Genomic DNA, 14,420 nt, shown 5'->3' with positions numbered 1-14,420 from the left:
TCTGCGTCACTGTCAGACCCGCTCGTGCAGTCGTGCTGCACGAATGCACGATCAACGCTGACGCGGACGAGACCGCGGGCGGGCTGCCGCCGTCCTCAGACCGCGCCCTACAATCGGCGCATGGCGGTTGCGACCAAGTACGAGACGATCATCGGCATCGAGGTGCATGCCCAGCTGCGCACCGAATCCAAGATGTTCTGCTCCTGCCCAACCGCGCCGCCCCCCGGCGCGAAGGACGAGCCGAACACCCGCACCTGCCCGGTCTGCATGGCCCTGCCCGGCACGCTGCCCGTCATCAACCGGAAAGCCGTAGAGCTGGTGATGCTGACCGGGCTTGCCCTCGATTGCGAGATACAGACCACCGCGGTCCGCTTCGAGCGCAAGAACTACTTCTATCCGGACCTGCCCAAGGGCTACCAGATCAGCCAGTACGCCCTGCCGCTGTGCGCACATGGGCGGCTTGAGGTGCCCGTCCCCGCCGAGGAGACGAGCGTCAGCATCGGCATCACCCGGGCACACCTCGAGGAGGACACCGCCCGCTTGCAGCATGGCGGCCGCGGCTACTCACTGCTTGACTTCAATCGGGCCGGCGTGCCCCTGATGGAGATCGTCACCGAGCCCGACGTCCGCAGCCCCGCCCAGGCGAGAGCCTACGGCGAGACGCTGCGCGACATCCTCCGCTACATCGGCGCCTCGGATGGCGACATGGAGACCGGCTCGATGCGGATTGAAGGCAATGTCAGCCTGAGACCGATGGGGACCGATGCCTTCGGCACCAAGGTCGAGGTCAAGAACCTGAACTCGTTCCGCTCGCTCGAGCGTGCCATGGAGTTCGAGGTCAACCGACAGGCCGATGCCCTGGAGAGCGGCGAGCGGCTGGTGCAGGAGACGCGCGGCTGGCACGAGACCGAGGGTCGGACCATGACTCAGCGCTCCAAGGAAGAGGCGAACGACTACCGCTACTTCCCCGAGCCCGATCTGCCCCCGCTGCGACCCTCCGAGGAGTGGGTGGCCCAGTTCCGCGCCTCGATGCCCGAACTGCCGGCCGCCCGCCGCGCCCGGTACGTGGCGTCGGCCACGTTTACCCAGGTCCCAGCGACGTGGAGCGCGACGGGAGAGGTCAAGGGCATGGGCCTCTCCGAATACGACGCAGGCGTGCTGACTTCGGACGTTGACTTGGCGGACTATTTCGACGCGGTCGTTGCGGCTGGAATTGCCCCCAAGACGGCAGCCAACTGGGTGACCGGGGAGTTCAGCCGTCTCCTCAACCAGCACGCCGCATCCGGTCTCCGCGCCTCGGCCGTCGCGCTGCGGCCGGAGGGTCTGGCCGAGCTGATCAGCGGGGTCGAGGACGAAACGGTGTCGGCCGCGAACGCCAAGACGGTGCTGGCCGAGGTCTTCCTGAGCGGCGAGTCGCCCAAGGCGGCCGTCGATCGGTTGGGGCTGCAGCAGGTGGGGGACGCGGAGAGCATCGGTGCCGAGATCGAGGCGGTCTTGGCCGAGTTTCCGGCACAGGTCGCGGAGTACCGCGACGGCAAGGCCGCCCTGTTCGGATTCCTGGTGGGCCAGGTCATGAAACGGACCGCCGGACGCGCCGACGCACGCCTCGTCAACGAGGAGCTCCGGCACCGACTCGAGGGGTGACGTGACCCAACCGCCGGACGGCTTCGTGCGCTCCGCCGACGGAACCAACATCGCGTACTGGCAATCCGGGCAAGGGCCGACGCTTCTAATCGTCCACGGCGGTGGGAATTTCCACGCCGGCTGGGACCCCATGCTGCCCCTGCTCACGCCGGAGTGCACCGTGGTGACCATCGATCGACGCGGCCGAGGAGCGAGCGGCGATGCCCAGCCATACGCTATCGAGCGCGAGATCGAGGATGTAGCGGCAGTTGCGGATGCTTTCGGCCCGATGTGCGTGCTCGGTCACTCGTTTGGGGGACCAATCGCGCTCGAGGCGGGCCTCCTCACCGACGCCATCTCCAGCCTGATCATCTACGAGGGATGGCCAGGCCCCGAAGAGGACCTCACGGTCCTACCTGATTTTGTGCTCCCGATGGAGGCGCTCATCGCAGCCGGTCGCTACGAAGAGAGCGTGGAGTACGACGAAACGCCAGAAACGATCGAGAGGCTGCATGCAGACCCGCTGTGGCCATCGTGGGTCGACGCGACGGCCACCTTTCCCAGAGAGGTGAGGGCCTATTACCGGTTCTGGACCGAGCACCCGATCGGCGACGGACGGTGGCGCGACCTTCGGATCCCGATCCTCCTGCTTTACGGCGAGCAGAATCCGGCATTCGGTCTGGGGGCGGTGCAGCTTGCCGGCAGCCTGGCTGACGCCCGAATTGAGATGTTGCCAGGGCAGGGCCATACCGCCTATGCCGAGGCACCTGAGATTCTCGCAGCGGCGGTGCTCCCGTTCCTCGCCTCCGCCAACGCCCGCTAGCCGGAAACGGGGACGTGTCAAAGCGCGCCGTCAGTCGGCCAGGTCATGAAGCGCACCGCCGGCCGCGCAGACGCGCGCCTTGTCAACGAGGAGCTAGGCCGTCGCCTCGAGAGCTGACCCAGGCCCGGGCTGACCAGCCGATTGTCAGTACGACCAACCAAGCACCCAATTGACGCGCCTGGTGGTCAATAAGGCGGCTGAGTCGCGCGCCTGGCTCGTTCAGCGGGTATCCAGACCACTTAGCAGTCAGGTCTGACAACGGGGTGATCCGCGCAGGGTACGGCCAGTCCGTCAGTCGGCCAGGGCCGGCTCGACGGCCTCGCCCCTCGCTCGGAGCGTGGCCGCCGCAATGCCCAAGAGGATCAACCCTGCGCCGGCCAGCTGGATCTGGTCGAGGCGCTCCCCGAGCAGCGCGGCCGCGAGCAGTGCGCCGGAGATCGGAATCAGGAGCAGGAATGGTGCCGCCCGGCTCGCAGGCATGCGACGCAGTGTCGCGATCACCAGCACGTGCGGCAGAGCCGATGCCGGCAACGCCAGCCAGAGCAGCGCGGTCCAGCCAGCCAAAGTCAGGTTGGGCAGCAACGCCCCCGCGTCCACGACGACCTGGAGCAAGGAAGAGACCAGCAGGCTGGAGACGAGCAGCCAGAAAGCCACCGTGAGTGTCGGCAGGCGAGCGGGGTCGGCCCAGAGGCGCGCGAGTCCCAGGTAGACCGCGAACGAAAGCGCGGCGCCTAAGGCGATAAGGACGCCAAGGACCTCGACATGCGCGCCGCCCGGGCGGGCCAGCAGGACAAGCCCCAGCGCTGCCACCGCCAGCGCCCCGAGCCCTCGCCGGCCGAGCGGCTCGCCGAGCAGGAACGCGGCGACTGCCACCGCCAGGAGTGGATAGGTCCCGACCACAAAAGAGGTAATGGAGGCACCGGTCAGGAAGATCGCCACGTTCATGCAGATCAGAAAGAGCGCACCGCCCAACACGGCCAGCACGGCCAGCCGCCCGCGGTCTTCGGGCGCGGGCCGTAGCCATCCAAACTCGCCGCGCAACGCGGCGAACACCGCCACACCAAGAGCCGCCAGCAGCGTTCGCCATGCGGCGGCACCCAGGGGAGGCATCTCCTCCAGCAGCAACCTCGTCACGGGAAAGGCGCTGCCCCACAGGATCGCCACCAGCACCATCAGGACCTCCCCCGAGAGGGCGGTGCGGGTGAAGGGCGAGCGCATCGGGCTATGCTAGCCGGGTGTCTGCCCAGCACACGGACGACCGCGATCCCGCCGCCCTGCGCCGTTTCGCGGTCGAGCTGCTGGACGAGACCGATCCCCTCGTCATGCGCCACGTGGAGACCGGACTGCGGGTCTCCTCCAAGCCGGATGACACGCTCGTCACCCAGGCAGATACCGAGGTCGAGACGCTCCTCCGCGAGCGGATCACGGCTGCCTTCCCGCACCACGGCCTGGTCGGCGAGGAGTTCGCCGATGAGGCGGGGGACGGCGAGACGCGCTGGATCATCGACCCGATCGATGGCACCCACAACCTGGTCCGCGGCATCCCCGTCTTCGCCACCCTGGTCGCCGTCGAGCGCGCTGGTGAGCTGCTGGCCGCGGCGGTGTCGGCGCCCGCGCTGCAGCGGCGCTGGCACGCATCGAAGGGGGAGGGATCATCGGTTCGCGACCTGCGGGGTGAACGCGCCATCAGCGTCAGCGCCGTCGAGAAGCTGGCAGACGCCCAGGTGGTGTGGTCCGGCCTCCGACCCCTGGAGGCGGCGGGCTACGGGCCTGCGATCGCGTCGCTCGGACGCCGCGCGTGGCGTGACCGCGGCTTCGGCGACTTCTGGGGCTACATGCTGGTGGCCGAAGGAGCGGCCGATGCGATGCTCGAGATCGGTCCGACGCTCTGGGACCTGGCCGCCCCGGCGCTGATCGTCCGTGAGGCGGGCGGCCGGCTGACCGATTTCGCCGGTCGCGACTCCTACGCCGGCCCCCAGGCGCTGGCCACCAATGGCCGCCTGCACGCCGCCATCGTCGAGCACCTGGCCTGAGCCTGTGACGCGAGACGAACGGCGCCTGGAGCTCGGCATCGCGATGGTGCCGGTGCTGCTGGCCTTGATGACCATCGTCATCATCTTCGACCCGCGACTCGCGCCCGCCACCGTCAACCAGCCGCTCGATCTCGTGACCAGTGCCCTCGGCCTGCTGGTCGCTGTCGCCGTCGCGATCCTGGGCTGGGTCCATTTCCAGGAGGGGAACGACCCCTCCGCCCTCATCCGCGCCAGCGCGTTCCTGGTGCTGGCCGCCCAGAACGCCCTGCTCATCCTGGTCGGTGTTCTGGGCATCGACGCCGCCTTTGGACTCTCGCTGGAGGCACCCGGTCAGCTGCCGCTGTGGACCGTCATCCTGACTCGTGGCGTGGCCGCGGGCCTGCTGGGCGTCGCCGGCGTGGCCGCCTTGCGACGCTGGTCCTCCGACGGGTGGCCAGCTGCCCTGGTGCTGGCGCTGCCGGCGCTCCTCGTGACAGCGGTGATCGTGGCGGCGGCCGCGATCCAGCCATCGTTGCCGCCGCTGCTCGATGACACCGCCCTGGCGCAGCTGCGAAGCGATCCGACGTCGCCGCTGGTGGAAGCCAGCAGCAACGGCCTCATCGCGCTGCAGGCGCTCATCGGGCTGGCCATGCTGGCGGCCGCGGCGTTCAGCTACCGGGTCTACCGGCGCGACCGTCGCAGGGTGGATGCCTACCTGGCGGTCGGCTTCATCGTGGCCGCCTTCAGCCAGGTGCACGCGGCGATTCACCCCGGGTCATATGCGTCACTGGTGACCACCGGCGACCTGCTGCGCGTCGCCTTCTACGGGATCCTGCTGGTCGCCGTGGCGGTTGAGACGCGGCAGGATGTGCGCGACCTCCACGCGGCCAACGTGGAGCTGGCCCGCCTGCGCGACATCGCGGCGACGCAGGCCACCGCCGAGGAGCGCGCCCGCCTGGCGCGCGAGATCCATGACGGGATGGCGCAACAGCTGTGGCTGGCCAGGCTCAAGCAAGGTCGCCTGCTGACGGAGGGCGTCCTCTCGGATGAGGCGTTGGCGCTAGCAGCCGATGTTTCGAGCTCGATCGACTCGGCCATGGACGAGGCCCGCCAGGCGATCCTGGCTCTGCGGCCGGCCGAAGGGAGCACGTTCGTCGAGGTCATGGCGAGCTACGTCGACGAGTTCAGCGATCGCTTCGGGATTCCCGCCGAACGCCGCATCGACCCCATCGTCGAACGCCTTGAGCCACGCGCCCAAGCCGAGCTGCTGCGCATCGCGCAGGAGGCCCTGGCCAACGCCCGCAAGCACGCGGATCCCAGCCGCATCCTGGTCAACATCGAGTCCACCCCTGACGGGCTGCGGCTGACGGTGGCCGACAACGGGCGCGGCTTCGACCTCGGCGTCGGCGGCGTGAAGGGCTATGGTCTGCGAAGCATGCGCGAGCGCGCGGAACTGATCGGGGCCTCGCTGGCTGTCGAGTCGCGGCCGATGGACGGCACGCGGGTGATCGTCGACGTGCCGCTGGCACCGGCAGCCCAATGAGCTCATCGCCTCCGATGCGCGTCACGCTGGTCGACGATCATGCCCTCATTCGAGCTGGCTAGGGACCGGCCGGCGAGCGCATCCTCAATCCACGTTGCTTCTGGACCCGGTGCGCCATCCCATTCTCAGTGGCATCCGCCGCATCACGATCCATGTCAAGGCGGCAGCAGCAACTCCAACTGCGCCGGCCCCGAATCCAAGCAGCGGGACGTCGGAGACTGCAATTGTGTTGGAGTTGAACTGGAAGGAGATATCCCAGGTCGGCAGCAGCCCTTGATAGATGAACGGCCAGCCGTTGGGTAGCGGCAACGCGGATAGCGCCGGATAGAGGACCGCAAAGCCTATCGCGGCCGCACCGACCACCACAGCGACCAAGCGTCGCGGTTTCTGCATGCCGAGAATGAACCAGGCGGCGACGACGGAGCCGATCAACCAGAGGCCTAACGGCAGCGCGACGTCCAGGAGTGGCCGATTGCACTCGAACGAGGTCGGATTGATCTCGGCGACCCCGGCGACGGCGCACAGGCCGTCCTTGAAGATCCACATCAGTGCCGGGAGGATAAGAACGGCCGCAACGGCCACCCGCGCAAGCGACCAGGTACGGCCCGATGGGCCGTTCCACACCTCGGCCAGGAAATAGGCAAGGAGCAGGTAGTAGAACGGCAGAATCGTGTACCAGTGGTAGTTGTACGCCACGCGGTCGATACGCGCCCATGGCAGCCAGAGCGAGCACATCGCGATCACGACGAACGCCAAGGCGGTGCTGCGGCGACGCCACGCCTGCCACGCCCCGAACACAGATGCCGGGATCCCCAGCCACAGCAGCACGGGGTTTCCGGTCAGCAGCATGATCACCTGCGAGCCGTCGCTGTACGTGTTGAGGTGACCCCAGACCGGCTTCAGCCCGAGCGGCCACGCCCACCATGGCGACGATGCGGCGTGTGGAGTCCGAAGGTCGTTGTGGTAGTGGTACATCTGCGATTGCAGGTCCAGGAATGTCTGGCCGGTATGACCTGGCGGCCAGCCTGGGAATAGCTGCGGATCACCGGTCGCCGACAAGGTCCACGGTATGTAGCTGACTACGTACACGACGAGCGGCATGATCAAGAGGCATGCCAGGGCGAACGCAAACGGGATGCCGAAGCGAACACGCGGATTCACCCAGCCTGGAATACTCGCTGAGTTGCTCCCGCGGGAGGGGTCGAGCGGCCGCACGACCACCACCCCCATGAGCACTGTCAAGCCGAGCATCAAAAGCACGAACGTCACGTTCGGCGGCTGGCTCGCCAAGGCCTGGAATCCGAATACGGCGGTCAGGAGCACCATCCCGGCCAACGCCAACCATCTGCCGGCCTGGGTCCGCGCCAGCACCATCAGGACAGCGCCACCGATGGCATACACCCCGACCCACTTGGTGCCCAGTGCAAGGCCGAGCAGGAGGCCGACCACCGGTAACCCGAAAACCGGCAACAGCCATCGGCCGGGCCCTCGGGGCCTGGCCTGCATCAGGGCCAGCAATAGCGCGAATGCAGCGACGATGAAGAAGCCAAGCAATGAGTCATTCATCGCAATGCGGCCCTGGATGAAGAGCAGGCCGTCAAGGGCCATCACCACGGCCAGCAAGACGGCGACTACCCGGCGCCGGAAGAGCATGCGGGCAAGGAGGTACATGAGCGCGGCGGTCAGCGTCCCAGCGACGACGCCAGGCAGCCTCCATGCCGAGGCATGGCTCCCAGCATCGACGTACACCACCGTCCCGGAGGCCGAAAAGGTAAGCGCCTGCTGGCGATCGAGTGACGGCGTGTCGGGCTGGACATCGAGCATCCAGGCGACGGGGTCGAACGGAAGGCGCGCGTCGGCGAAGACAGAATTGGTGTGAGGTTCGACGACATAGATGGTTGGGTCGCCGGTTGAGGTCTGACCGAGCACGTGGACCATGTTTGAAGGCCGATTCCAATGCGCCTCGACCACCGGGCCGGGCATCCCAAAAAGATCGAATAGGGTCATGCCGCCATCTCCTCCGACCTGCACGGCCGCCATCTGGCTGGAGTCGAGGGTGGCGTAAATCGTGGGAGTGGGCAGGGTCGCCTGGTTGCGCCATCCGAAGTCACTGCCGTCAACGAACTCGATCCCAAGTGGACGAGCTGGCAATCCGATGCTGGAGAATTCCTGCAGGCTATTCGCATCGAGCCCCTTCAGACCTCCCGGGACGGCGGCAACGAGTTGCGTCTGTTCGCCCACCGGCATCGTCGTGATGCCGCTCAGTCCGGTCAGGCTCGCGGTTGCAAGCGGCGCACCTGCCCCGGTGAGCAGGGTGAGCCGATGGCCGTCGGTAACGGCGAGGACGCGGTCGCGAACGACGACGCGGAGGGTAGTGATCTGGCCCTGGAGGTCAGCAATTGGGACCGGGTCAGGCGCGCCACCGCCATTCAGGGCCGCGTCGATGGCCGAGCCATCGATTGCCCAAACGCCGCCATCATCATCCGCCGCGTACAGGCGATGCGTGGCTCGATCGAAAGCCACCAGCTGCGCACCCGGGAGGGCCGCAACGACCGCTCTGGCAAACAACCCGCGGGGAGCGATGCGGAGCTCCGATCCGGTCGCGATCGCGATCAGGTCGCCTCCGTATCGGGTGGCGGTCTCGGGGGCGAAGAATGCCGGGTCGAATGCGACCGCCCGCACCGGCGTTCCGACGCTTGCGGCGGTGGTGGCCCGGTCGTTCCCAAACGCAGCGATGCTCAGCGCCTGAACGTACTTCGAGATGTGCGGATGGGTCCACTCGAAGATCTCGGTGTGGATGCCATACCGCCAGTCCTGGAGAAACTCGGTGCCCGTCGCCGGGTAGTACAGTTCGTCGAAATAGACTCCGCGCGGGGTATCGATGCGATACGTTCGGACCGCGAAGGTCACGACCAGGATCGCGATCAGGACCCAAATATCCCGTCGATCAAGGCGGCCAGCCTCCTCGGTGGACAGAGCGCCACTGTTGTCTGCGGGCGGCGACCCTGCATCGAGGCGACGTCGAAAAGGTTTCGACAGGTTATCGGCCAAGCCTGACATCCACTGCATGGCGGCATCGAGGGCGCCAGGTGAGGATGTTCTGCTCCGTTGAGCCCTCTCTTCAACCAGTCGTTCCGGCGCGTCGACGCGAGCTGCTGCTGAGCTGGTCGGCGCGGCCGACGGCTGAGGCATCGCGCTCGGCGGCCTGCGCCCCGCCGAGCGGAGTAAGACCGATGCTAGGGCGGGCAACGCGATCCCGCGCGCCCAAGCAACCAGGAGCGCGCCAAACAGAGCCGTATTGGCCAGCGAGACCGCGATCACCACGGCGTCGCTGCGAAATAGATCCCCGAGGGGAGCGCCGATCAGACCCGGGGACGCAAATCCTGGCTGGGACAGCGTTACCACTGCATGCAGGTTCACGGCCGCCAGCACTCCCAGGGCGATGTACCACCATCGCCAGCGGCGTTCCGAGAGTGTGGTGCCAGCCACCAGCAGGGCGAAGGTCACGAAGACGGGGAAGAGGTACCGTTCGTGCGCCCGGGTCGGTAACGCGAAGAAGGCCAGGGCGAGCACGGTCAAGCTACCGAGGATTGCCCCTCGGTCATCCCTCAGCAGAAGCACGATTGCCACACCGGCCGTAACCAGCGCGAATGATGTCGCGCCGATGGTCACCGCCTGGATCGGGCCGATGACCTGTAGCGAGTCGAAGGTCCAGATGAAGGTGCGACTCAGCTCGCTGTAGAGCGGGATGGGACCGACCAGGGCCCATGCATTGAAGGCGTTCGCCGTGAGGACGTGGTAGTAGTCCGCCAACGAGCCGATCAGGCTCACGAAGCCCGATACCTGGCCGATCACCGGGATACTCACCAGCTCCGGGGGTGCCAGCAACTGCAGATCGAATGGCAGGATGGCAATCACGAAGACAGCGACCGCCACGATTGCGCTCGATACGAGCCGCTCGAATCCCTGGCGCTTGGAAAACCAGCCCACCAGGATGCGATCCAGGACCGCGTTGCGACTCCTACTCCCGGGTATCGGTCCTGAGCCCACAACGAAGAGGTGACGACGCAGCAGTATGGGCCCGATCACCACCAGGCAGATTGCATTCTGAGGCTTGATGACCGCTGCGAGGACGGCCATCGCCACAGCGGGTTCACTCCAGCCCCCCAATAGAAGTAGGAGGGCGGCAACGACAAAGAAGAGGCCGACCGAATCAACCTGCCCGAAAACCGCAGACTCGTACCAGGTTATCGGGACGAACAGGTAGAGGGCCGCAGCCACAAGACCCGCCCGGCTGCCGAACCAGCGCCGACCAGCTCGGTACAGCAGGATGGCGATGCCCAGGTCCGCAAGGATGGCGGGCACCTTGAGGAGCGCGAGTGTGATGCCATCGGCCGGTTGTCCAAGCAGTCCGCCGAGGAACCGGCCGGCGAGGCCCAGGGGCCACAGGAAGTACAGGTAGCCGACCGGTGACGGCTGGTAGAAGCCGTTATGTGCGACGAAACCGCCTGGCCCGTAATCGGCCAGCGTGAGGGCCGCGTTCTTGAAATAGTCGAGATCCGCCTGCAACCCCTGGCCGGGCGCGATCACATACGCGATAACCACGCGGAGCAGCAGGCCTGCGAGGAGGATAGGGGCAATTGCCTGAAGCAGCTTGGCGAGCCCGGCCGGTCGATCCTCCGAGGGCGGAGGAGGTGCTTCGTTCCCACCGTTGGACAACGTCAAGATGGGACCACTCCGGTGCGAAACTGAATCGCGCGGCGGGAGTATAGCAGTTGATTCTCACGGTCCCCGGAGGCGACGGAAGTCCCTCTCGTGCCCCCGTACCGGGGAGCCATCGACCTCCCAATGCGCCACCGCGAAACTTCCCAGATGGCACGCCCATACACCACCGCAATTCGATCAAGGTCACGTAGGATGGGGCGGAACGCCGAATGCCAACCGAATCTCGGAGGGCCTGCATGATTCCGGCCACGCTAGATCGCCCACGGCAGAGAGGGCCGGTCAGCCCACGCCTAGGAGGGATTTTGGCCTTGGTCGCCCTGGTCGTTCTCATGACGGGCTGTGGCGGTGGGAGCGAAGGCCAGAAGGCGCTCGACGAGCTGAACGCCGGTCTGGCCTCCTCAAGTCAGGGCAAGACGGATGAGGCGGTTGCGCATTACAAGGCGTGTCTCAAGCACGAACCACTCAACCAGTTCTGCATCTACAACCTTGGGGTCATTGCTCAGAACGCCGGCCGAGCCTTCGAAGCGGAAAACGATTACCGACTGGCCCTGCTGATTGATCCAGAGTTTCCGTCGGCGCTCTTCAATCTGGCGATCGTGCGGACCGACGCCGGGTCCATCTCCGAGGCCATGGACATCTACCGGCGGTATATCGATGTCCGCCCTGACGACGCCAGCGGGCATCTGAACCTCGGCCTGCTCCTGCGAGCGAATGGGCAGGTCGAGGAGGGTGCGCTGGAGCTTGCCAAGGCCAAGGCGCTCGACCCAAACGTCAGCATTCCAACGTTCCAGCCCGAAACGACGGCGGGGTCAACGCCGGTGGAACCGAGCCCGTCCTAGGCGAGGTCGCCGCGCGGGGCGCATTCCGCGGACGACAAATACGATGGGCTTTATGCTTATTCGGTGGCCGAGGCAGATCCGATCACCCGGCGCCTGATCATGTCGCTCGTTCTGCTCCTGGAGCGATGAGCGCGCGTCGCATCGAGTGGGCGGTCGCCCTGGTCCCGCTGGGACTCACTGCCCTGACGGTCCTGCTCCTCGTGAGCCCACAGGTCGCGCCGGCGATCGTCAGCGAGCGACTCCCGTGTGCCCAGGCCGAGCTGCTCCGGATCGTGCAAGAGGCGCTGGCGAACTCGCGCAAGCCCGCCGATGCCACCCGCGGGCGGGTCGACGCTGAGCCGATTCCCTCCGGTGTGCGCCTGACGATCGGTGACAACGACCGGGGCTTCGTCCCAGACCCGAAACGGACGAGCGGGTATGGTCTGCGCAGCATGCGCGAACGAGCGGTCTTGATCGGAGCCTCATTGACCATCGAGTCCCAACCCCGAGATGGGACCCGAGTGGTGGTCGAGGTGCCTTTCCTCGAGGCGACCGGATGAGCGGCCCTGGGCCGATGCGGGTCATGTTGGTCGACGACCATGCCCTTGTCCGCTCGGCAGTGCGCCAGGCCATCACCGCGCCAGACATCGAGGTGGTCGGTGAGGCGGCCACCGCTGAGGAGGCCCTCCTGCTGGCTCCCGAACTGCGCCCGGAGCTGATTCTGCTCGACATTAACCTGCCCGGGACCGATGGTCTCCGCATCCTCCGCGAGCTCGGTCCGCGACTGCCGGACACGCGCATCGTGATGCTCACCGTCTCAGGAGGTCGCCGCGACCTGCTTGAGGCGATGCGGAGCGGCGCTGCCGGCTACCTCACCAAGGACCTCAGCCCTGAGGCGCTCCAGCGCGCCGTGCGAGGTATCCGGGCCGGCGATCTGCCCATGTCACGAGCGAGGGCCGGCGAGGTCGTGCGGTCATTGGCCGGCAGCCAGCGACGGACCGGCGTGGCCGAGATGAACGACCCGCTCGCTGAGCTGAGCGATCGCGAGCAACAGGTGCTGATTCAACTCGCTGATGGGCTGACCGACCGGGAGATAGGGACGCACCTGGGGATCTCTCCGCGGACGGTCGAGACGCACGTCGGCAGCATTCTGCACAAGCTCGGAGTGCGCAACCGCGCGCAGGCTGCACGGCGGTATCTCGAGTCCAACGACCAGGAGCCAGGCTCCTAGGAGTATGCCGCGCTCCCACGGGAGGCGGCGATGGCGGCGGCGATCTGGACCCGCAGCAGACGCGGCTGGTCGACCTCCACGGCCAGGTCCGACCCGTCCTGCAAGCGAATAAGCACCAGGCGTTCCAGGACGACCACCATCTCATCGATCTCGCCGAGTGGCACGTCGGTCGTCCTCTCGCCGATGTGCAGCAGGCGCCACGATGTCAGGTACAGGGTGCCTCCGCGCAGCTCCGGGGCGCCCTCGTCTGCAGGGCCGCGCTCAAGGATCGCGCTATAGCGGACGGCGTGCAGCGCTTCGCCCGATGTGGACACCGGTGCGAAGCCCGCGACGGGCTCGATGGCCGTTAGGCCATCGGCCGCGAACAAGTCGCGAGCCGCATCTGCGGCGGCCTCATCGGCAGCGATCCGGGCCCTGATGCTTTGGGCATCGCGCACGGCTGGACCCTCAGCAGTTGTCGAGCCGCCGTCTAACCCATGGTCCGACGCAGCCGGCTCTTGGTCGATGGCGTCGGCAGCTGACACATTCGGGAGTGTGCCATGCGCCTGCGACGTGGCGATCGTGGTTTCCGCAATGCCGGGCGCTCGGTCGATCGGCTCAAGCGCCATTGGGTCGTCAGGAATCGCCACTGCACCTCCGGTCAAGGCGGCGTCGGCAAGAGCAACGGCCGCCTGGTAGAGGCGCGCTCGGACTCCTGCTCATGCCGCCCTGACGCTGCTGTCACTGTAGGGTCGGAAGCCTTCGGCGTCCTCCGCAGATCTACCGACCGGATTACGGATTGGTCTCATCCGTACCCGTCCGTACCGCCCTCAAACACCCACCCCGCAGTCGATCATCCCGTAGGGCTTCTCGGGATACTGACCGGGATATCCGTACCTCGATCCGTATAGCCCCTGATGTTCAGGCGCAGGGCCCGCCTTACGCTCCGCCATGTGCCTAATGGCCCGATGTCTAACTGCCTGTGCGCCCAGCCACACCCGGGATCATGCCCGCCTGTCCTCCGCGGTGGCGAAAAGGCTGAGCGCGGGGAAGCACCAGGCCGAACCCGTCGCCTACCAGCGGCTCTTGATGCCCACCCAGGCTGGGGAGATGGCGCATTAGGTTGAGCCCGAGGGCCCGACCAGAGTGACCAAGAGTCCGTCTCCCAGGGGAGTGGGGCTTTCATCAGAAACGATCGAATCGGAGTTCGATCCGGAAAGGAGCAAGGATGCGAATCAGGCTCGCCGTCGGTACAACCGCAGGATTAGTCCTCGGCCTCATCGCCTTCACCGGCGTATTCGGCGCTGGCCAGATTTACGCCTGCGTGAATAACAGCAGCGGCACGATCAAGATCATCGACGGAAACTTCCCGTCGCAGTGCCCGAACGGCTCCTACTTCCTCCAGTGGAATGATGTGGGCCTTACCGGTGCGACCGGCGCCTCCGGTGCTTCGGGTGTCTCTGGCGCGTCCGGTCTAACCGGTGCCTCCGGGGCCTCTGGCCTGACAGGTGCCTCCGGTGCTTCGGGTGTCTCTGGCGCGTCCGGTCTAACCGGTGCCTCCGGGGCCTCTGGCCTGACAGGTGCCTCTGGCGCGTCTGGTGCGTCGGGTGAGTCCGGTCTAACCGGTGCCTCCGGGGCCTCTGGCCTGACAGGTGCCTCTGGCGCG

11 protein-coding genes are annotated in these 14,420 nt (G+C 66.8%); 8 read left to right on the top strand and 3 right to left on the bottom strand.

Going from position 1 to position 14,420, the window contains the following annotated elements; all coding sequences use genetic code 11:
* Nucleotides 1-120: 120 nt before the first annotated feature.
* Both gatB and WEB29_06720 read left to right on the top strand, forming a co-directional pair.
* Nucleotides 121-1,644 (top strand): Asp-tRNA(Asn)/Glu-tRNA(Gln) amidotransferase subunit GatB, encoded by a 1,524-nt coding sequence (gene gatB / locus WEB29_06725; protein MEX2136637.1) that lies wholly within the window; start codon nt 121-123, stop codon nt 1,642-1,644.
* A gap of 1 nt (nt 1,645) precedes the next feature.
* On the top strand, nt 1,646-2,446 hold the full coding sequence (locus WEB29_06720; protein MEX2136636.1) for an alpha/beta hydrolase: 801 nt from the start codon (nt 1,646-1,648) through the stop codon (nt 2,444-2,446).
* Nucleotides 2,447-2,737: 291 nt separating this feature from the next.
* On the opposite strand, the gene WEB29_06715 is transcribed toward WEB29_06720, so the two are convergent.
* A complete protein-coding gene (locus tag WEB29_06715) occupies nt 2,738-3,664 on the bottom strand; it encodes a DMT family transporter (GenBank protein MEX2136635.1) in 927 nt (308 codons plus the stop codon).
* A 17-nt stretch (nt 3,665-3,681) separates the two neighbouring features.
* On the opposite strand from WEB29_06715, the gene WEB29_06710 reads away from it, so the two are divergent.
* On the top strand, nt 3,682-4,479 hold the full coding sequence (locus WEB29_06710) for an inositol monophosphatase family protein (protein ID MEX2136634.1): 798 nt from the start codon (nt 3,682-3,684) through the stop codon (nt 4,477-4,479).
* Between the two features lie 4 nt (nt 4,480-4,483).
* A complete protein-coding gene (locus WEB29_06705; protein ID MEX2136633.1) occupies nt 4,484-6,001 on the top strand; it encodes a sensor histidine kinase in 1,518 nt (505 codons plus the stop codon).
* An 84-nt stretch (nt 6,002-6,085) separates the two neighbouring features.
* Here the strand turns inward: WEB29_06705 and WEB29_06700 are convergent, their stop codons facing one another.
* On the bottom strand, nt 6,086-10,720 hold the full coding sequence (locus tag WEB29_06700; protein ID MEX2136632.1) for a phospholipid carrier-dependent glycosyltransferase: 4,635 nt from the start codon (nt 10,718-10,720) through the stop codon (nt 6,086-6,088).
* Between the two features lie 314 nt (nt 10,721-11,034).
* Between WEB29_06700 and WEB29_06695 the strand changes: the two genes are divergently transcribed.
* The 3 genes from WEB29_06695 to WEB29_06685 all read left to right on the top strand — a co-directional run bounded on the left by WEB29_06695 (nt 11,035) and on the right by WEB29_06685 (nt 12,775).
* Nucleotides 11,035-11,565, top strand: a complete 531-nt coding sequence (locus tag WEB29_06695) for a tetratricopeptide repeat protein (GenBank protein MEX2136631.1) — start codon at nt 11,035-11,037, stop codon at nt 11,563-11,565.
* A gap of 125 nt (nt 11,566-11,690) precedes the next feature.
* Nucleotides 11,691-12,104: an ATP-binding protein gene (locus WEB29_06690; GenBank protein ID MEX2136630.1), complete on the top strand. Its 414-nt coding sequence runs from the start codon at nt 11,691-11,693 to the stop codon at nt 12,102-12,104.
* A complete protein-coding gene (locus WEB29_06685; protein ID MEX2136629.1) occupies nt 12,101-12,775 on the top strand; it encodes a response regulator transcription factor in 675 nt (224 codons plus the stop codon). The genes WEB29_06690 and WEB29_06685 overlap by 4 nt, the downstream gene beginning before the upstream one ends.
* Here the strand turns inward: WEB29_06685 and WEB29_06680 are convergent.
* Nucleotides 12,772-13,212 carry a hypothetical protein gene (locus tag WEB29_06680; protein ID MEX2136628.1) on the bottom strand — a complete coding sequence of 147 codons (441 nt, stop codon included), beginning with the start codon at nt 13,210-13,212 and terminating at the stop codon, nt 12,772-12,774. The two genes, WEB29_06685 and WEB29_06680, sit on opposite strands and share 4 nt — an antisense overlap.
* Nucleotides 13,213-13,982: 770 nt before the next feature.
* Between WEB29_06680 and WEB29_06675 the strand changes: the two genes are divergently transcribed.
* Nucleotides 13,983-14,420: collagen-like protein (locus tag WEB29_06675; GenBank protein MEX2136627.1), on the top strand; the 438-nt coding region annotated here is incomplete at its 3' end.

Source organism: Chloroflexota bacterium (genome assembly GCA_040902225.1).
Taxonomy (GTDB): Bacteria; Chloroflexota; Limnocylindria; order QHBO01; family QHBO01; genus CF-167.
This window is presented reverse-complemented; position numbering and strand designations above follow the sequence as displayed.